The 18,217-nt window shown below is 67.8% G+C and carries 20 protein-coding genes; 10 read left to right on the top strand and 10 right to left on the bottom strand.

What is annotated here, in order from left to right:
- Positions 1–2: 2 nt before the first annotated feature.
- Positions 3–416, bottom strand: a complete 414-nt coding sequence (locus tag NDI85_RS10365) for a hypothetical protein (RefSeq protein ID WP_310915711.1) — start codon at positions 414–416, stop codon at positions 3–5.
- A 61-nt stretch (positions 417–477) separates the two neighbouring features.
- Positions 478–1,089, bottom strand: coding sequence for a translation initiation factor IF-2 subunit beta (locus tag NDI85_RS10360; protein ID WP_188996845.1), 612 nt, complete (start codon positions 1,087–1,089; stop codon positions 478–480).
- 163 nt (positions 1,090–1,252) lie between these two features.
- Here NDI85_RS10360 and NDI85_RS10355 point away from each other — a divergent pair, with 163 nt between their 5' ends.
- On the top strand, positions 1,253–2,311 hold the full coding sequence (locus tag NDI85_RS10355; RefSeq protein WP_310915710.1) for a hypothetical protein: 1,059 nt from the start codon (positions 1,253–1,255) through the stop codon (positions 2,309–2,311).
- Between the two features lie 4 nt (positions 2,312–2,315).
- Here NDI85_RS10355 and NDI85_RS10350 read toward each other — a convergent pair whose 3' ends face one another.
- Entirely contained in the window at positions 2,316–3,413 is a 1,098-nt protein-coding gene (locus NDI85_RS10350; RefSeq protein ID WP_310915709.1) for a CapA family protein, read from the bottom strand.
- A 381-nt stretch (positions 3,414–3,794) separates the two neighbouring features.
- Between NDI85_RS10350 and NDI85_RS10345 the strand changes: the two genes are divergently transcribed.
- Together NDI85_RS10345 and NDI85_RS10340 are read left to right on the top strand one after the other, a co-directional pair.
- On the top strand, positions 3,795–5,354 hold the full coding sequence (locus NDI85_RS10345; RefSeq protein WP_310915708.1) for a helix-turn-helix domain-containing protein: 1,560 nt from the start codon (positions 3,795–3,797) through the stop codon (positions 5,352–5,354).
- Positions 5,355–5,406: 52 nt separating this feature from the next.
- Positions 5,407–5,685, top strand: coding sequence for a HalOD1 output domain-containing protein (locus NDI85_RS10340; protein WP_188999138.1), 279 nt, complete (start codon positions 5,407–5,409; stop codon positions 5,683–5,685).
- Between the two features lies 1 nt (position 5,686).
- Here NDI85_RS10340 and NDI85_RS10335 read toward each other — a convergent pair whose 3' ends face one another.
- From NDI85_RS10335 to NDI85_RS10325, 3 genes are read right to left on the bottom strand one after another with little or no spacing between them, the layout of a single operon-like run.
- The gene (locus tag NDI85_RS10335; RefSeq protein ID WP_310915707.1) at positions 5,687–6,760 is read right to left on the bottom strand and encodes an ABC transporter ATP-binding protein; all 1,074 of its coding nucleotides are present in this window, start codon (positions 6,758–6,760) and stop codon (positions 5,687–5,689) included.
- Entirely contained in the window at positions 6,750–8,567 is a 1,818-nt protein-coding gene (locus NDI85_RS10330; RefSeq protein ID WP_310915706.1) for an iron ABC transporter permease, read from the bottom strand. The genes NDI85_RS10335 and NDI85_RS10330 overlap by 11 nt, the downstream gene beginning before the upstream one ends.
- Position 8,568: 1 nt before the next feature.
- The gene (locus tag NDI85_RS10325; protein ID WP_188999129.1) at positions 8,569–9,636 is read right to left on the bottom strand and encodes a thiamine ABC transporter substrate binding subunit; all 1,068 of its coding nucleotides are present in this window, start codon (positions 9,634–9,636) and stop codon (positions 8,569–8,571) included.
- Between the two features lie 184 nt (positions 9,637–9,820).
- Here NDI85_RS10325 and NDI85_RS10320 point away from each other — a divergent pair, with 184 nt between their 5' ends.
- The 4 genes from NDI85_RS10320 to NDI85_RS10305 all read left to right on the top strand — a co-directional run bounded on the left by NDI85_RS10320 (position 9,821) and on the right by NDI85_RS10305 (position 12,909).
- Positions 9,821–10,477, top strand: coding sequence for a sugar phosphate isomerase/epimerase (locus NDI85_RS10320; RefSeq protein ID WP_188999126.1), 657 nt, complete (start codon positions 9,821–9,823; stop codon positions 10,475–10,477).
- A gap of 51 nt (positions 10,478–10,528) precedes the next feature.
- Complete coding sequence (gene pdhA / locus NDI85_RS10315; protein WP_310915705.1) at positions 10,529–11,638, top strand: pyruvate dehydrogenase (acetyl-transferring) E1 component subunit alpha; 1,110 nt, start codon at positions 10,529–10,531, stop codon at positions 11,636–11,638.
- 96 nt (positions 11,639–11,734) lie between these two features.
- A complete protein-coding gene (locus NDI85_RS10310) occupies positions 11,735–12,262 on the top strand; it encodes an HTH domain-containing protein (protein WP_166971894.1) in 528 nt (175 codons plus the stop codon).
- Between the two features lie 185 nt (positions 12,263–12,447).
- On the top strand, positions 12,448–12,909 hold the full coding sequence (locus NDI85_RS10305; RefSeq protein WP_310915703.1) for a nucleoside deaminase: 462 nt from the start codon (positions 12,448–12,450) through the stop codon (positions 12,907–12,909).
- Here the strand turns inward: NDI85_RS10305 and NDI85_RS10300 are convergent, their stop codons facing one another.
- Positions 12,910–13,065, bottom strand: coding sequence for a hypothetical protein (locus tag NDI85_RS10300; RefSeq protein ID WP_188999117.1), 156 nt, complete (start codon positions 13,063–13,065; stop codon positions 12,910–12,912).
- A 94-nt stretch (positions 13,066–13,159) separates the two neighbouring features.
- On the opposite strand from NDI85_RS10300, the gene NDI85_RS10295 reads away from it, so the two are divergent.
- On the top strand, positions 13,160–13,303 hold the full coding sequence (locus NDI85_RS10295; RefSeq protein ID WP_310915702.1) for a hypothetical protein: 144 nt from the start codon (positions 13,160–13,162) through the stop codon (positions 13,301–13,303).
- Between the two features lie 81 nt (positions 13,304–13,384).
- A complete protein-coding gene (locus NDI85_RS10290) occupies positions 13,385–13,579 on the top strand; it encodes a hypothetical protein (RefSeq protein WP_166971884.1) in 195 nt (64 codons plus the stop codon).
- A 160-nt stretch (positions 13,580–13,739) separates the two neighbouring features.
- Here NDI85_RS10290 and NDI85_RS10285 read toward each other — a convergent pair whose 3' ends face one another.
- On the bottom strand, positions 13,740–13,976 hold the full coding sequence (locus NDI85_RS10285) for a hypothetical protein (protein WP_188999114.1): 237 nt from the start codon (positions 13,974–13,976) through the stop codon (positions 13,740–13,742).
- Between the two features lie 139 nt (positions 13,977–14,115).
- Between NDI85_RS10285 and NDI85_RS10280 the strand changes: the two genes are divergently transcribed.
- Positions 14,116–15,363, top strand: a complete 1,248-nt coding sequence (locus NDI85_RS10280; RefSeq protein ID WP_310915701.1) for a sulfatase-like hydrolase/transferase — start codon at positions 14,116–14,118, stop codon at positions 15,361–15,363.
- Positions 15,364–15,408: 45 nt separating this feature from the next.
- On the opposite strand, the gene NDI85_RS10275 is transcribed toward NDI85_RS10280, so the two are convergent.
- Positions 15,409–17,085: an asparagine synthase-related protein gene (locus NDI85_RS10275; protein ID WP_310915700.1), complete on the bottom strand. Its 1,677-nt coding sequence runs from the start codon at positions 17,083–17,085 to the stop codon at positions 15,409–15,411.
- A 158-nt stretch (positions 17,086–17,243) separates the two neighbouring features.
- Positions 17,244–18,200, bottom strand: coding sequence for a nucleoside hydrolase (locus NDI85_RS10270; RefSeq protein WP_310915699.1), 957 nt, complete (start codon positions 18,198–18,200; stop codon positions 17,244–17,246).
- Positions 18,201–18,217: the final 17 nt, after the last annotated feature.

The raw sequence follows: 18,217 nt of genomic DNA, 5'->3' as shown, positions 1-18,217 counted from the left end.
ACTTACCGGCGGAACTCGTGTGGGTTCGTGTCCTCGGTCAGGACCCGTCCGTCGTCGTCGCGCTGGAACGCCTCACCGGCCAGCAGGAGGTATAGCGAGCAGCCGGTCGAGAGCAAGACGCCCGCGACGGGTATCGCGAGCGTCGTGCCCGAAAGAAACGGCAGGAGCTGGACGACGGCGATGCCGCCGAACGCGACGACGCCGACCCAGCGGCCCCACGGTCTCCGGAGTGCGATGCCGACGCCGGCGGGAACGAGGAATAGTCCCAGTGCGGCCTGACAGCCGCCCAGAACGAGTACTCCGACGCTGATCGCTGCGAGGACGGTGACCGTGCCGGAGACGACGTGGACCACGCCGAGCGAGAGAGCGAGTGCGGCGAGGACGTACAGTTTCGCCTCGCCGCTGTCATCGACCATAGTCCGCGTCGGAGCGTCTGAAACAAATACGTTGGGTAGCGAGAACTGCCCGCAGAACTGCTTACTGGACGCGCCCGAAGGCGAGGGTGCCGCTGATGCTCTCGATGTAGGCGTTGACGACCTGCCCCTCGCGAGCGCCGGAGACGAAGATTGTGTACTTGCCCTTCTCGGCGACGCCGTCGCCCTCGCGGCCAGTTCCGGTGATCTTGACCTCGTAGGTCTCGCCCTCTTCGAGCGTCGGTGTCTGCTGTTGGGTGGTCTTGCTCGCACTCTTCGAGACGGGGCGGAACGCACCACAGGCCTGACAGCGGAGCATGTCGACGCCGTCCTCGGTCTTGAGGACGGTGTCGGGCAGGCCACACTCCGAACACGTGACGTATTCGGCGACGTAGGCGTCGATTGCGGCCTGGAAGTCAGCGACGTCGAAGGACCCGTTGTAGCGGGCCTCGCCGCCGTCGAACTGCCCGTTGGTCCCGAGTTCGCGCTGGATACTGCTGTGGAGGTGCTGGGCGTCTCGCGAGAGCGCGTCGGCGATGGCGCCGAGGTTCGTCAGCCGCGTGAACGCTCCGTCTGTCTGTCCCTCGGGGTCCGGGATGGAGAGTCGCTCACCGGCCTCTCTGGGTTGGTCTGGGAGTACGTCGTACGCTCGCTGGAGTGCGGCCTCGTAGTTCATACCTGCTAGAGCGTGTTCTGACGTAAATGGGTTCCGTGATAGCCGCTGTCAGTTCCCGACGACGGCCCACAGCACCTCGTAGGCGGCGGGTAAGCTCGGGTTCACGAATCGCCGCCGAGATATGCTCACTATAACAAATTCCTACTCTCCGGTTGACTCCGCTATGACGAGTGATTCGTCAGAATCATTGAACCGCCGACAGTTTCTCGCGACGACGGCGACCGCCGCCGGTGGCCTCGCCGTCGCTGTTGGGGGGGTCAGCGCACACGACGACGGCTTCGTCGTCGAACAGGGCGACCGATGTATCCGCGTCGACCCGCTCTCGGGCGATAAGTCTGTCCGCGACCTCTACCGCTGGGGGCAGGAGGACTTTTTCTACAGTTCCACGGGGACGAAAGACCTCCAGCGAGAGGACACCAGCATCCTGTTTCTCTACGATGGGCCGGACGGTCTGAGTCTCGTCATCGTCCACGACAAACTCGACGACGACTCTCCCGGCGGGTCGGTCTCGTTCACTTTCGAGAACGTCCCGGCGGACGCGAGGTGGGTGGTGAAAGACGACTTCTACGACGGTTCTTCGAACTACGACCGGTGGGACATCGACGACACGGAGACGACAGTCGACTGGACGTGGGCCGCCGAGCGAACCGACGGCGGTGCCCTCCGTGGCCTCGACGTCAGCGACCTCTCGCTGCTCATCAGGCCGCGGTTCAACGAGGACGCCGACCTCTTCGGCGAGTTCTACGACGGCCGTCTCGACCGGTGGGAAATCCTCTCTGGCGACATCGACGACCCCGACCGGTACGAACTGGACCGTGAGAAGCATCTGCGCCTACGCCGTGGGGTCTGTGACGACGACCACGACGATGACGACGACCACGACGATGACGACGACCACGACGATGACGACGACCACGACGATGACGACGACCACGACGATGACGACGACCACGACGATGACGACGACCACGACGATGACGACGACCGGGGACGGGACAAGAAGCGCAAAGAGGACGACGAGGAACGTGGTCCGCCCGACCACGCCGGGCCGCCCGACCACGCAGGTCCGAAGGACGACGACGAGGAACGTGGTCCGCCCGACCACGCCGGGCCGCCCGACCACGCAGGTCCGAAGGACGACGACGAGGAACGTGGCCCGCCGGACCACGCCGGGCCGCCCGACCACGCTGGGCCGAAGGACGACGACGAGGACGACGACTGAGCGCTCAGCAATCGCCGAGCGGAATTCGGAGCCCCGTCCCCGCTCGCTCGACGGTGGTGCCGAACGGGGCCGAGAGCGAACGCATCCGGTCGCGTAGCCACTCCGCGGCCGCGTCGTCGGCGGGCGTCACCCGCGAGTTCGAGATCTCGACCGGGACCAGTTCCAGCGCCGAGAGCGTGCCATCGCGGACGACCAGTTCGAACAGGAAGCTCCGGTCGTTGTGGAGGCCGTCCTTGACGAGGTAGTCGTCGACGAAGTCGCCGGCGTCGTAGACGATGGGGCGGCCCCGATACGTCTCGACGCCCTGTATCACGTGGGCGCTGTGGCCGTGGACGACGTCGGCCCCCCGGTCGACGAGCCATCGGGCGAACGACTGCTGGGTCTCCGAAGGCGCGGTCTCCCAGTTGGGTCCCCAGTGCAGCGAGACGATCAACAGGTCCGGGTCGCGCTCGCGGGCCCGTGCCAGCGCGCCGCCGACCCAGTTGCGGGTGAGCCGGTCGCTCGATCTCAGCGGCGCGTAGGCGGTCCCTGCTGTGTCCGCACGGGCAGCGTAACTCGGTGACTGGTCGGTAGCAGCGACGACGGCGACGTCGACCTCGCCGACCGTGAGGTGGGCCGGTTCGAAGGCCGACTCTCTGTCCGGTCCTGACCCGGCCGTGTGCACCCCGGCGTCGTCCAGATGGGCGAGCGTGTCGGTCAGCGCCCGCGGCCCGAAGTCGAGAACGTGGTTGTTCGCCTGACTCGCGAACACCGTGCCGGCACTCGACAGGGCCGGAATTGCCCACGAAGGATGCGCTCGGAAGTGGAACGTCCGGCCGGGTCGCGGGTCGCCGCGGGCGGAGAGACAGCACTCCAGATTCAGGAACAGGCCGTCGAGCGCGTCGAGACGGGTCGTCATCCCGTCCCAGACGCCGGTCGGGTCGTCGCGCCAGCGGTCGTCGACGTTCCGACCCAACATCACGTCGCCGACGAACCCCAGTCGAGCTGTCTCCTCAGCGTCGACGGGGGCCGGACACTCGACGGCAACCTCGTCCACGCTGCCCAGACAGCCACCGAGGCCGGCGAGGGACGCGGCGAGGACGGCTCGGCGGGTCGGTGCCATTTCGTCAGTGACGAGGGGCGGAGCCCCCTTGAATGCGCTCCCGGGACTGGCCGCCGTGCGTATTCGAGGTGGTGATAGTCGAGTTCGTAGCCAGCCTCTAACGCCCGCTGCACTACCTCGCTCGATTCCCCGGCGCCGCGGGTCCACAACGAGGGCCCGGTGTCGTCCGCGCCGACGACGAGTCCCGGCACCGACACCGCCTCGTACTCGACGTCGTGGTCCTGCGTCGACGGCGCACTGCCCGCTTGGAATCGGTCTCGCATGGTCGAACGTAGGTGCCGAAGCTATCCAAGTTTCTCTCGCGTGCGGGACGGAGCCGGTTCACGCACGTTCTCGGCCCCACAAGAATTTCAGGCCGTCACGTCTACCGAACAGGTCTAGATGGAGACGGACTCGGACCGCCGCGCCCTCGCTGGTACCGTGACGCTCGTATCGCTCGGTCTCGTGATGGCGGCCGTCGCGTCCTACGACGTCGCCGAAGACGCCCTCGTACAGGGCGACCCCGTCGTCCTCACCCTGCTTGAAAACGCGGTTCCCTTCTCGCTCTCCCTCCTCGTCGTGGGCGCTGGCGTCCGCGTCTACACCGACGACGGGCCGCTCGAAGACCGCCTCACGGTCGCCCGCTGGGCGCTGGTCGGGACCGGTGGCGTCGCCCTGATGGTGCTGTGGACGCTCGGGTTCCAGCTCTGGCAGGGCAACGTCAAACCCGCGTTCATCGTCTCCTACACCGCACTTTGGGGCTGTGTCGCCGGCTTGCTCGTCGGCGTGTACGCAGTCAGACAGCGCAGACGCGAGCGGACTATCGAACGGGTCACCGACGTCACCGCCGAACTGTGGAACGTCGACACGGCGCTGGTCGGGGCGTCCTCTCGCGAGGAGATGGAACGGGCCGTCTGTGAGCGATTGACCGAAATCGACCGGTTCAGCTACGCCTGGATCGGCGACGCGACGGCCGCTGACGACGCCGTCGAACCGCGCGTCGCAAGCGGCGTCGATTTCGAGGGACGGGGCGCCGTTACCGACGGCGACCGCACCATCCAGCAGGCGGCCCGGCGCGACGGCGCCCCCACCGTGGACGCGTCGCCGGACACTGACCGCACCGCCAGAATCGCCGTTCCGGTCCGGTACGACGGCGCGCCCTACGGCGTCCTCACCGTCGGTGTCGACAGCGCGGCCGCGTTCGGCACGTTCGAGCGCGACGCGCTGGACGGCCTCGGGCGTCGCCTCGGCGACGCCATCCACGCCCTCCGCTCGCGGGAAGCGCTCCTCGCGGACACGCTCGTCGAATTCACTGTCGAACTCACCGGCGCCGAGCAGTTCTGTACGTCCGCGACGGCGGCCACCGACGCGGCGCTCGAACTGTCGTCGGCCAACGCGACCGAGGACGCGCCGTTCGCCGTCTTCACCGTCACCGAGGGCGACCCAGAGGCCGTCGCGGACGCCGCCGAGGCACACGAAAGCGTCGCGGAAGTGGTCCCGCTCACAGACGGCGATGGCGCGCCCGGGCTGCAGGTGTTGTACGACGACGACCCCTTCTTTACGGGCGTCGCCGAGGGGACGGGCCGACTCGCCGACGTGCGCGTCAGCGACGGGACGGCGACGGTCGAGGTCTGGTATCCCCGGTCGGCCGACACCGCCGACGCCGCACAGTTACTCGGGACGCCGCCAGCGAAGACAGAACTGGTCGGCCGCCGGACCGTCGACATCGACCCGGACCACGTCGAGGCCGTCGAGGATCGGGTCCTCGACTCGCTCACCGATCGACAGGCGACCGTGGCGCGAACGGCGTACTACGGCGGCTACTTCGAGACGCCGAGAGCGCGCACCGGCGAGGAACTCGCAGCGTCGCTGGACATCACCTCTCCGACCTTTCACGACCACCTCCGGGCGGCGGAGTCGAAACTGTTCGAGGCGGTGTTCGAACCCGAACGTGGGGACTGACCCTAGTTTATGAGCCGTGGCCTCTTTCAGGTTGGAAAGCGTACATGAAGCCATGTTCCCCGACACCGTGGCCCGGATCTGTCGCGATGTCGACGACCTCGACGAGCCGCTGGCAGTCGCCGTGACGCGGGCCGTCGCCGACGCGAAGGGGGTCGACCCGACCACGCTTCGACCACTCGACAGGACTCTCCCGAGCGATGCACTCACCGACCTCTACGACGACGCCGAGACGGAGCTAGCCGTCCAGTTCGAGTACGCCGACCACCCGGTGACCGTCCACGACGAGGGGGTCGTTCGCGTCTACCCGACCGACGCCTCGCTGGGAGACTGAGTCAACGCTCGACGGCGACGACGTGTGCGTCTGCCGGGTCGAACCCGACGACGACGTCGCCGTCCGGCGGATCGGTAGTCCGTAATCGAAGCGTCTCTCCGCCCCAGTCGAGGTGGGCACGCGTCGTCTCGCCGAGGAACTCCGTGCTCGTCACCGTCGCCGAGAGCGTCGTCTCGCCGCCGGAGAGCGAGAGGCGCTCGGGCCGAAGACAGAACGTGAGGCGGTCGCCGACGGCGACCCCGTCACGACTGTCGAGACCGACGCCGAGCGATTCGCCGCCGACGTCGACGGTCGCGGCAGGGCCATCTGCTCCCACGCCCACGTCGGTCACCTCGCCCGAGAGGACGTTGTTGTCGCCGATAAACGACGCGACAAAGCGGGTAGCCGGCTCGCGGTATATCTCCCGTGGTGTCCCCACCTGTTCGATATGCCCGTCGTGGACGACCGCCACGCGGTCGGAGACGGCCAGCGCCTCCTCCTGATCGTGGGTGACGTACACCGTCGTGATGCCGAGTTCCCGCTGAATCTCGCGGACCTGCACGCGCAGGCGCTCGCGGAGTTTCGCGTCCAGCGCGCTCATCGGTTCGTCCAGCAGGAGTAGGTCCGGCCCGGGTGCGAGCGCCCGGGCCATCGCGACGCGCTGCTGTTGCCCGCCCGAGAGCGTGTCGGGGTCGCGCTCTTCGGCCCCGGCGAGGTCGACCAGTTCCAGCAGGGTCGACACCCGTTCGTCCCGCGAGACGCCACCGGGCGGGTCGGTAAAGCGCAGGCCGTAAGCGACGTTCTCGCCGACGCTCATGTGCGGAAAGAGGGCGTAGTTCTGGAAGACGACGCCCACGTCGCGGGCCTCCGGCGGGACGCCGGCGACGCTCTCACCGTCGAACCTGACGGTGCCGTGCGTCGGCGTCTCGAACCCCGCGAGCAGGCGGAGCGTCGTCGTCTTGCCACAGCCAGAGGGGCCGACGAGCGTGAAGAACTCGCCCTCCCGGACCGACAGCGAGACGCCTTTCAGCGCGGTGGTGTCGCCGTAGCGTCGGGTGACGCCGTCGAGCGCGACCGCCGGCGTCTCAGAAGCCACCCTCGGCACCTCCCAGTCGGTCGATGACGACGAAACTGCCGGCCGTCACGACGAGCAAGACGACGCCCATCGCCGTCGCGGGGCCGAGTCGGCGGCCGATGAACCGCTCGATGGCGACGGGCATCGTGAACTGGTCGGTGCCGGTCGCCAGCACCACCGTCGCGGAGAACTCCCCCACCGAGATGGCGAACGCGAAGGCGGCCCCAGCGACGACGGCCGGCCACACCAGCGGCAACTCCACGTCCGTGAGCACCCGTGCGCGGGGCGCGCCGAGCGCCCGTGCGGACTCGACCAGCGACTGGTCTACGCTCTCCAGTCCGGGGGCGACGGTGCGGACGACGAACGGGTACCCGGAGACGGCGTGGGCGGCGACGATGGCGACGGCGCCGCCGACGGCGAGGCGCGTGCCACCGATTTCGACGCCGAACACCAGCCCTCGCAACAGGCCGATGCCGACGACGATGCTCGACACCGCGAGCGGCGCCATCCCGACGGCGTCGACGAGTTTCCGCCCGCGGTACTCGCGGGTGGTGAGGACGGCGACGACGACGCCCATCGGCAGAGCCAGCATGAGCGACCCGACGCCGAAGACGAGCGAGTTGCGAACGGCGTCCCACGGCGTCACCTGAAAGGCCGCAGCCGTCGCCTGTCGCCGGACGAGGAACTCGTAGTGGGCCAGCGTCAGGCCGTCCGGCCCGCTCACGCTCGCGTACACCATGCTGGCGATGGGGGCGACGAAGACGGTCAGGGCGACGACGCCGTACGCCGCGAGGCCCGCCCGCGGGAGCAGGTCACCGAGCGAGCGCGACGGCGGACGAAGCGGCCGCCGCGGGAGCGGTCGGATGCCGCGCGACCGGGCGCTGTGGCGCGCCTCGTACCGGAGGTAGGCGTACAGCAGTCCGAGCGAGATGACCAGTTCGACGATAGCGAGCGCGGCGGCCTCGGCGTACTCGAAGTCCCGTAGCAACTGATAGACGAACACTTCGACCGTCGCGAGTTGGAACCCGCCCAGCGCGAGGACGATGGGGAACGTGCCGAACGTGAACACGAAGGTAAGCGCCGCGCCCATCAGCACCGAGGGGTACAGTTGCGGCGCGACCACGTCCAGAAACGCCCGGCGCGGACTCGCCCCCAGACTCCGGGCCGTCTCGACGGCGCTGGCGTCGACGGACTCCCACGCCGCCGTCGTCACGCGGGCGACCAGCGGCGCGTTGTAGAACGCGTGGGCGATTATCACGGCCTCCAGCGTGAACAGCAGGTCGACCGCCCCGAGGCCGAGTGCGCCCAGCACGGCGTTCAGCGTCCCGTTCTGGCCGAACGTGGCGACGAATCCCACCGCGACCATGATGGAGGGGAGGACGAACGGCAGGATGGTCAGCGAGCGCAGGGTCCGCCGGCCGGGGAACTCGTAGCGGGCCAGCAGGTACGCCGCCGGCAGTCCGAGGACGACGCTCGCCACCGAGGAGAGCGCCGCCTGATACGCGGTGAACCCGACGACGCCGAGTCGCCGGTCCGCCGATAGCAGGTCTCCGAGCACGGCCAGCGGCGACTCGCCCGCCGCCAGCCCCGCGAGGTCACCGACGTAGAACGGGTCGGTGAGGATGCTGACGAACACCGAGAGTGTCGCCTGCCCCTCGACGAGGACGCTGTCGACGAACACCGTCGCCACCGGGTAGTAGAAGACGACGAGCAAGAGCGCCACCGTCCCGACGGCTACCGCCGGGAGCACGTACCGTTCGAGGCGAGCGCGGACCCGGTTCTCTCCGGCCCTGCGGCCCGCCCCCGTCCCGTCGGCGGCGTCGGGCACGTCAGTTCTGGGCGAACTGCTGGCTCCAGTCGTCTACCCACCCGCTGACCGAGCCCTGCAGTTCGTCGTAGGTGAACGTCACCGGTTCCGGCGGTTCCAGCGCGAACTCCGCGTAGTCGCTGGGCAACTTGGCGTCTGTCGTCGCCGGGAACGAAACGTTCCGCACCGCGATTTCGCCCTGTACCTCGGGACGCAGGAGGAACTGCATGAACTCGCGAGCGAGGTCGGGTTCGTTCGCGTTCTCGAAGACGGCCATCCCCTCGGGGTTGGCGTATCCCTGGTCGTTCAGGAAGCGAATACGGTGTTTCTTCAGATTCTGGTCGTAGCGGTTGGCGTACACCCGGTCGGTGGAGTAGGAGGTGACGATGGGGGCCTCGCCCTCCGACCACGCGCTGTACGAGTCGTCCCACGACCCCAGCACGCGGACGTCGTTGTCCTGGAGGTCGGCCCAGTAGTCGAGGTAGCCGTCGGCGCCGAACTGCTTGACGGTGTGGAGCATGAACGCGCGGCCGGTGTCGGAACTGCTCGGGTTCTGCGTGATGAGGTCGCCGGCGTGGTCCTCGGCCAGTAGCCCCTCGAAGCTCTCCGGGGCCGTCGTCGCCGTGCCGTCGAAGACGAGGCTGACGTAGCCGGTGTCGAACGGAACCGCGCGACCCTCCGGGTCGAACGTGAGGCCGTCTTTTATGTCACCCTGTCCGCTCACGCCGCCGGCGTCGGCGAACAGCGACTCGTCGAGCGTCTCGTCGACGCGAACGAGGTCGTCGGCGTTGAGCCCCACGTAGAGGTCGGCCTCGACGTCGACGCCGGCTTTCTTGCGCTCGATGTAGTGGTTGAGTTCGTTGCTCGGCGTCTGCCACACCAGTCGGGCGTCGAACTCGCTCTCGAACTGCTCTTTGAGCCACGCACCAGGGCTGGAGGAGGGCGCGTCGATGAACGGGCTGTAGGTGCCGACGACGAGCGTCTGCTTGCTCTCGGTACTCGTCTCGCCCGTGGTCCCGATACCGCTACACCCTGCCAGCGACGTCGCGACCGTCGCGCCGGCCGCCGCGAGGAAACTGCGTCTCTCCATTACGGCGTGGTCACACCCAGTGGTACTTAACCCCCGTGTTCTCCGGAAACGCGGTGTGAGTCCGCAGAACAGACCGTTCGCCGGGCCGTCTCGCCGGACTCAGCCGAACAGGAGGACGGCGTGCGCTCGGGTCGGTGGGCACCCGGGACCGAGTTTTAGGTGCCGGGCGGCGTAGCTCGACGCGATGGACCTCGTCGGCAAGTGCCCGCCGGACCCGAACTCGCTCGACGCCGCGGCCGACCGTGGCTTCGACAGCGTCGAACTCCACCTCCGCCCCGCCGACTTGGCGGACGTGGCGGCGACGGCCGCGGCGGTCGAGGCCGCGCCCGTCGACGCCGCCACGGTGCACACGCTCCACGCCCGCCCGGACGACGCCGAGCCGTTCCGCCGGAGCGACGCGCTGGCCGCCCGCCTCGACGCCTACCTCGTCGTCCACAGCCAGTACGCCCAGCACACGCACGTCGACACGCTGGAGGGGTACGACTTCGACGCCCCGTACGGCTACGAGAACAACCCCGGCGCGAGCACGTTCCACCTCCGGAATCTCGTGCTAGACCGGGGCCACGACCTCGTGCTGGACACGGCACACCTGTTCATGTCTCAACCCGACTACCTCGACGGCCTGACGGACCTCCTCCGAGCCGACGGCGACCGGGTTCGCGTGGTCCACTTCAACGACGCGACGCCGACCGAGGACGGCCTCCCGGTCGGTGCCGGGGCGGTGCCCCTCGAACGCACCGCCCGACTCCTCGACGCCCACTTCGACGGGCGCGTCGTCCTCGAAGTGATGCCCGACCACCAGACCGACGCGCTCCGGCAGGTTCGGGAGTGGGTGGGCTGACGCGCCCTCGGACACACCTTTTTCTCGGTCTGCGCCGATTGTCCCGACAGGATGTCAGCCGACGTGCTCGACCGGGCCCCCGACGACCGCGTGCAGGTGCTAGACCCCGACGGCGAGGTAGTCGCGCCGGACCTCCTCCCGGACCTCGACGACGCGGAACTCGTCGAGATGTACCGGGACATGCGGTTTGCCCGTCGGTTCGACGAGCGCATGATAAGCCTCCAGCGGCAGGGCCGACTGGGGACGTACTCCTCGCTGGCCGGCCAAGAGGGGGCACAGGTCGGGTCGACGTACGCGCTGGCCGACACTGACACGCTGTTCTATCAGTACCGTGAACACGGGGCGCTGGTCGCCCGCGGCCTCCCGTGGGAGTATCTGCTGTACTGGATGGGCTACGAACGGGGCAACGCCGCGCTCGCCGACGTGAACGTCTTCCCGCTGAACATCTCCATCGCGGCCCACATCCCCCACGCAGTCGGGTGGTCGTGGGCGGCCAAACGCGACGGCGACGAGCAGGTCGGCGTGGTCCACTTCGGTGACGGCGCCACCTCGGAGGGTGACTTCCACGAGGCGATGAACTTCGCCGGCGTGTTCGACACCCCGACCGTCTTCGTCTGTAACAACAACCAGTGGGCCATCTCGGTGCCCAGAGAGCGCCAGACGGCCAGCGCCACCATCGCCCAGAAGGCGAACGCCTACGGCTTCGACGGCGTGCAGGTCGACGGGATGGACCCGCTGGCCACCTACGTCGTCACGAAGGCGGCCCGCGAGCGGGCGCTGGACCCGGCCGAGGACGAACCCCGGCCGACGCTGCTAGAGGCGGTCCAGTACCGCTTCGGCGCCCACACCACTGCCGACGACCCGGAGGTGTACCGCGACGAGGCGGAAGTCGAGGAGTGGCGCGACCGGGACCCGCTGGCCCGGTTCGGCGCGTTCCTCTGGGACCGTGGCCTGCTGGACCAGGAGCGCCTCGACGCGATGAACGAGGCGATAGACGACGAGCTAGCCGACATCGTCGACCGGGCCGAGGACGTGGCGGCGGACCCGACGGACCTCTTTGCCGACGTCTACGCCGAGTCGACCGACGAACTCGACGCACAGCGCGAGTACCTGACCGACCTTCGTGGGCGCCACGGCGACGACGCCTTGCTGGACGAATGACCACACGCCCGCGTGGATTCGAGGGACGGCGGGCGGACCGGTCGCCAATCGTGCGCGTATCCACACATACATGAGCGTGGTTGTGGTAGGGCCAGTATGGTCCAGATCGACCTGACCACCAGTCAGGAGCAGACGCTGACTGCACTGGTCAACCACCACCGCTCCGCCGACGGGCCGGTGAAAGGCCAGACCATCGCCGACGACGTCGACCGGAGTCTGGGCACCGTCCAGAACCAGATGCAGAGCCTCGCCCAACTCGGACTCGTCGAAGGCCACTCCGGTCCGGAAGGCGGCTACGTCCCGACCGAACAGGCCTACGCGGCGCTCGGTCGGGACCCCGGCGCCGAGACGGAGTCGCTCACCGTGGCCCGTGACTTCGAGCGACTCGACGTCACCGTCGATGGGATACGGTTTACCACCGTCAACCACCCCGAGGAGTGCCGCGCCCAACTGCACCTCCAGCAGTCCGTCGGCCAGTTCTCCGTCGGCCAGGCCGTCGCGGCCGGGCCGACGCCGAAGCACAACCTCGTCGTCGCGGGGACCATCGTCGCCATCGACGACACCCAGAACACGCTCATCCTCGACATCGCACAGGTCGAGGCCCCGGTCGAACCGCCGGAGTGAGCGCCGCAGCGTCGGTGTCGGTCGTCGCGTTTGCGGTACCAGACGCGTTCACCGACCGACGATTCCTCCCTCGTCTATGTGCCGTCGGCTGACACGGCGGTCCCGCACGGCGAACGTACCGACCAACTCGACGGTCTCGCCGTCGAAGGCGGTCGATTTACCCGCCTGTGGGTCGACCAGCGGGTATGAGAGACTCGTTCGACGAATTCGACCACGAGACGCACATGCGTCGGGCGCTCGAACTCGCCCGCGAGGCGGCCGACCGCGGGGACCGGCCGTTCGGGTCCGTCCTCGTCAGGGACGACCGGATAGTGATGGCGGCGTCGAACCGCGTCGTCTCCGAGGAGGACGTGCGACGCCACCCCGAACTCGACCTCGCGATGCGGGCCCGTCGCGAGTTGTCGCCCGAGGAACGCGCCGAGACGGTCATGTACACCAGCACGGAACCGTGTCCGATGTGTGCCGGCGGCATCCGCCACGCCGGTCTCGGTCGGGTCGTCTACAGCGTCGGCGGCCGGGACATCGGCGACTTCACGGACCAGGGCGCGCCCGTCCAGTCGGCGGCGATTCTGGCCGGCGTCACCGAGGTGGTCGGTCCGGTCTTACACGAGGAGGGGCGGGCGATACACGAGGCGTTCGACTGGTAGTCACCGCTGCCACTCGTAGAACCACCACGCGCTCCCGAGCAACATGAGGCCAGCGCCGAGTGCGGAGGTGGCCGGTTCGGGGATGACGAACAAGACGAAGCCGACGACGAGCATCGTCACGGGCTCTATCTCGTCGTAGTACTGGATGAGAGACATACGGCGACTCTACGACGGCCTCCCTCAAAGCGGTTGGTGCGGCACTCGCAGGTGGGAAAGAGACTTGAGACAGCTGGCCGAGCTCGGGTACACGATGGCTCGCGCCGACGACTGGCTCGGCCATCACAGCAGGAGCCCCGACATTCGGTCGTCGGGCCTCTGGCACGTGACCCACGTCGAGGGGGCCTACGACCCGGCGTTTCTCGACCGGGCCGTCGACGCGACGGCACCGCCGTGACCCGTCCGAGCGAGTCGCCGACGGCATGCATACTCCGGCCGGGGCTATATCCGACCGGACGCGGTACCTACGGGCGAGACGATGACTACTGTCCACGACTCGCCGCTGAACAGACTCAGCGTGCTCTCGACGCTCGTCGACGCCGCGTTCGCGTTCGTCCGCGGCCGAACCAAGAGTGGCCTCGTACTGCTCGGTGCCGCCGCCCTCTCGCGGCGCGTCCCCGGTATCGGTACGGCCGCGTCGGTGTTGCTCCGACTGGTTCGACGGCTCCGATAACGGGCACCGAGGCACTGCCTATCGTCGGTCAATAGCGCACTAACCGCGAGGTAACGCGGCGATAGCGGCGTTGAGCGACGTTATTGCGGTGTTAACGCCACGTTATCGCCAGCTACGTACAGACGAACCGGTGGTTGACTCGTGTCGTCCTCCGGCGACGTCACTCCATGTAGCCCAGCGATTCGAGTCGGCTCTCGACTTCCTCTCGGTCGACGGCGTCGTAGCTCGCGTCCTCGCCGTCCGAGACGGACGCCAGTACTTCCTCGACGACGAACTCGACGTAGGCGCTCGCGTCCTCGAAGTCGGTGTACTGGAGTCGCTGTTCGACGTCGTCGACGAGCGCCGTCGGGAGTTCGACGCGGGTGACGCTCTCCGCGGGGACATCGGAGCGTGGCATGGACGATGAGAGTGCGGGCTATCGTAAAAACGCCAGCAACCGTTCAGACGCTCCGCCGCACAAATTGCGTGTTTATCGGCTGAAACAGTCGACTTATCTGCTGAATAATAACCCACGCTCTCTGACTCCCAGATGGCACATGCCCGACGACCAGAGCGTGGTCCTCGTCACTATCGATAGTTTCCGTACCGACTACTGTGGCGTCGCAGCCGGCGATACCGGCACGATGCCGACGCTCGCGGCCCACGCCGAGGACGGATTGGTGTTCGAGAACGCCGTCGCCCCGGGTGCCGCGACGTTCGCGTCGGCCACCTCCTTTCTGACGGGGACGGACCCGGTCGAACGGCCGGACGCCGCCGGTGCGACCCGCGAGGACATGAAAGCGCACGTCCGCGAACACATGGCCGCCCGACGGAGCGTCGCCGAGGAGTTCTCCGAACGCGGCTACGAGACGGCCGCGTTCACCGCGAACCCGTGGACCTCGCGGTACTTCGGGTTCGACGAGGGGTTCGACCGCTTCGAGGACTTCATGGAGAACGACGCGTCGAGCGACCTCCTCGAAGGGGGCGAACAGGAGAGTACCATCGGGACGCTGGCGATGAACGCCGCCAACTGGTGGCAGGGACAGGACATGTTCATGTCGTGGGAAGCGCTCGCAGACGAAATCACCGAGTGGACGGCACAGGCCGACGACCCGTACTTTCTCTGGGTGTTTCTGGTCGACAGCCACCTCCCCTACCTTCCGCCGAAGGAGTACCGGACACAGTCCCGACTCAAGACCTATCCCGCCAACATGGGGCTGTTCCTGAGTCGGGACTTGCCGTTCGAGTCCATCCTCCACGACGTGTTGACCACGGCCTACGAGAACTCGCTTGCGTACACCGACGAGTTCCTCTCGTTCCTCACTGACGAGGTGGGCGAGGACCCGCTGTTCGTCGTCCACGGCGACCACGGTGAGGCCTTCGGTGAACACGGGATGTACGGCCACGGCCGGCAACTGTACGAACACCTCGTGAACGTGCCGCTCGTGGTCTGTAACGGGCCGTCCGGTCGCGTCGAGGAACCGTTCTCGCTCAGTCGTCTCCCGGCGCTGTTGCACGGCCTCGCCAGCGGTGACGAGTCAGTCCCCGAGCGACTCACAGAGCCCTACGTCTACTCCTCGACGCGGATGCCGAACGTCGCCGTCCGCGGGAAAGATTGGAAGTACATCTGGTCGCCCGACGACCGGGAACTGTACGACTTGACCGACGGCGAGGATGCGGAGGTCGACGACGAGGACCTTCGGGCGGTCGGGCAGGACCTCGTCGACTTCTGGCTCGGGTCCCAATCGGAGAAAGAGCGGGTCGTCGCCGCCGCAGCGGAACTCGCCGAGAGCGGGCGGGTGTAGCGAGCGAGTCGCGACGAACCGGTGTACGGACTCTGCCGGTCGCCGTTACGCCTCGACGACAGTCGTTCCCTCGACCCGCGAGAGGTCGGGATTTTGCAACACGCGGTCGCGCCAGATGGCGAAGGTGATGAGATTCCACGTCACCGGACCGAACTGTTCGACGTGGTCCTCGTACATCGCCGACGGGACGAACTCGGGCGGGTCGTACCGCTCGAAGACGTTCGTCAGCGGTCCGTCCTCGAAGTAGCGCTCGACGGGGAGTGAGCCGGCACCTTTCGGCTGACGGACCGGATAGGCCGGCAGCCGTCGCTTCAGGAGCGACTTGAGGAGGTGTTTCGGGGTGAACGATCCCCGACCGCCGACGTAGCGTCTCGCCGGTGGCACCGAGAGCGCACAGGCGGTCAGTCGTCGGGTCTTGAACGGGGCGACGAGTTCGTGTCCGTGGACGTAGCCCAGTTGGCGCCACTGTTCGGCGGCGTTGTGGCGGAACGCACTCAGCAGATGACCGAGTTCCGCGTGGTCGACGAACCGCCCGCCCGAGGATCGCTCGACGCGCCGTTGCACGTACTCGGTCTGTCGTCGGAACCGCGACTCGACGGTCGCTTCGTCGGTACACTGCGCTACTACTTCGGGGTCGGTGTAGAACGGCAACCGCTGGGCGAACGCCGATGGGTCCGTGATCGGTCGGTCCAGCCACGACGCGATGTCTGGGAGGTGCGTCGCTCGCGGCAGGACGCTCGCGACGCCACGTCGCCACAGCGTGGTCAGACCGGGGGCGGCAAACAGCGGCGCGAGGCGGTCGGCGACGCGTGCACCCTTCACCGCGGGCAGGCCAAACAGCGCGTCGGCACCCTCTCCGTTGACGTAGACCCCGCTCTCGGCGGCCCTGAACACGGCGTCGGTGAGTACCGTCTGGTTGTAGTGGGACGGAAACCCGAGTGCGTCGACGCTCGCTTCGAGATGTGAGAGGAACGCCGACTCCGCGACGTCGTGGCGGTCGGTCGGCACGTCCAGCATCGCCACCGCTCTGTCCGCGGCGTCGACCTCCGAGGCGAACTCCGGCGAGTCCGTCGCCATGACGAGAGCGGGTGCGTCACCGAGGTAGGTGTGAAGCAGCGTCGAGTCGACGCCGCCCGAGAGCATGTTCCGAACCCGACGGTCCGGAAGCGTCTCGTCGAGAACCGTCGTCAGTACGTCGTGGATTCGCGATGGCGCGGTGTCGACGGCGGTCTCGCCATCGGGGTCGAGGCGATCGACGAGGCGCGTCTGTCGGTCACCGGTCGCCGGGTCGTAGGTGAGGTGACACCCGTGTTCTAGCCCCCGAATCGCCTCGACGTACGTCTCCGGTTCGATGGGGTTCCGAAAGAGCAGGTGGTCGGCGACCGCCCGCTGGGATACCGTGCGGTCCTCGACGGGGAGTTCCGCGAGTGCGTTCCGGAAGCAGTCGGCGACGACGACCGGTCCGTCCGGAACGTCCGCGACGTAGACGTTTCGCGTCGCCGTGACGCTCCGGTAGGCGTCGAGTCGCCCGTCGTCCCCGATTCGGACCGCGACGGCGTCGTCCGCGTCGAACCCTTCGACGATGTCGTCGACGTCGGCCCCGGTCTCGATTTGCTCGGCCAGTCTGTTCGGTCGAGTACCGGCGAGTATCCACGTTCCATCCTGTGTCACGACACGGTTCGCCGTCGGGGAGGCCCAGACGACGTGGAGGGCGTCATGCATGCAACGTATGAACCACCGACAGGATTCCCTTCCTTATCAGCCGCCTAATTCGCACCAAGGAACACGTCGACCACAGCGGTAGTCGTTCTGTCACGGGTCCTGTTCGGACCCAAGCAGCACTCGGCGCGCTACAGCGCCGACGCGAGCGAGGCCGTGACTCACAGCGACTGCTCGGGGTCCCCGGCTAAGAGCATGTCAGCGACCATCTGGTCGAACACGTCTCCGTCGACGGATTCGACGACGCGAGTCCGTGGTTCGCCGTCGGTGATGCCGAGTTCGTCGACGAGGCTGTACCCTCGGGTCATCCCCTCGCGTTCGTCCACGTCGACGAAGTACGTCCCCGCCTCCGTCACGAGGTCGGGGTTGACGAGACACGCCATCGCGAGCGTGTCCGGTTGGGTGGCGGCGTCGACGCCGAACCGCTCTTTCGAGAACTCGCGGGCGTGGCTCGTGATCGCGGTAAAGAACTCGGCGTAGGGCGTGTCCGCGTCGGCGAACCTGTCGAGTGTCTCCCCGTCGATGGTCCCGTGGCGGACCGTCAGCCCCCAGTCTACGAGCGTCACGTCGAGTTCGTTCACCACTATCTTCGCGGCGTCGGGGTCGACCCAGAAGTTGAACTCCGCGGCGGGCGTGTCGTTGCCCAGCGTGTTCACCGCCCCGCCCATCACCCACACCTCGTCCAGCAACTCGTTCAGGTCGGGTTCGCGTCGGATCGCCATCGCGACGTTGGTCAGCGGGCCGATACAGGCCAGACTCACCTCGCCGGGCGATGCCCGGACCGTCTCGACGATGGCGTCGACGGCGTGGCCGTCCGCCGAGGGGATGCCCGTATCGGGATAGAGGTCACCGCCCAACCCCCCGTCGCCGTGGACGTGGTCGACGTGTTCGAAGTCCTTGAGTAGCGGACGACGCGCTCCCTCGTAGACCGGCACCGCGTCGGCGACGCCCGCCAGATCGAGCGTGTACTTCGCGTTCTCGACCTCGTACTCGAACTCGACGTTACCGGCGACGATGGTCAGCGCCTCCACGTCGACGGCGTCGGCGAGGGCGGCCATGAGAATGGCCTGCGTGTCGTCGCCCGCGGTGTCCGTGTCGATGATGAGCCTTTCTACCACGGCACTAATACACACGG

The organism is Haloarcula sp. S1AR25-4 (assembly GCF_031624555.1).
GTDB classification, from domain to species: domain Archaea; phylum Halobacteriota; class Halobacteria; order Halobacteriales; family Haloarculaceae; genus Haloarcula; species Haloarcula pellucida.
The sequence above is the reverse complement of the archived record's forward strand: the minus strand, read 5'-3'. Positions and strand labels throughout refer to the sequence as shown.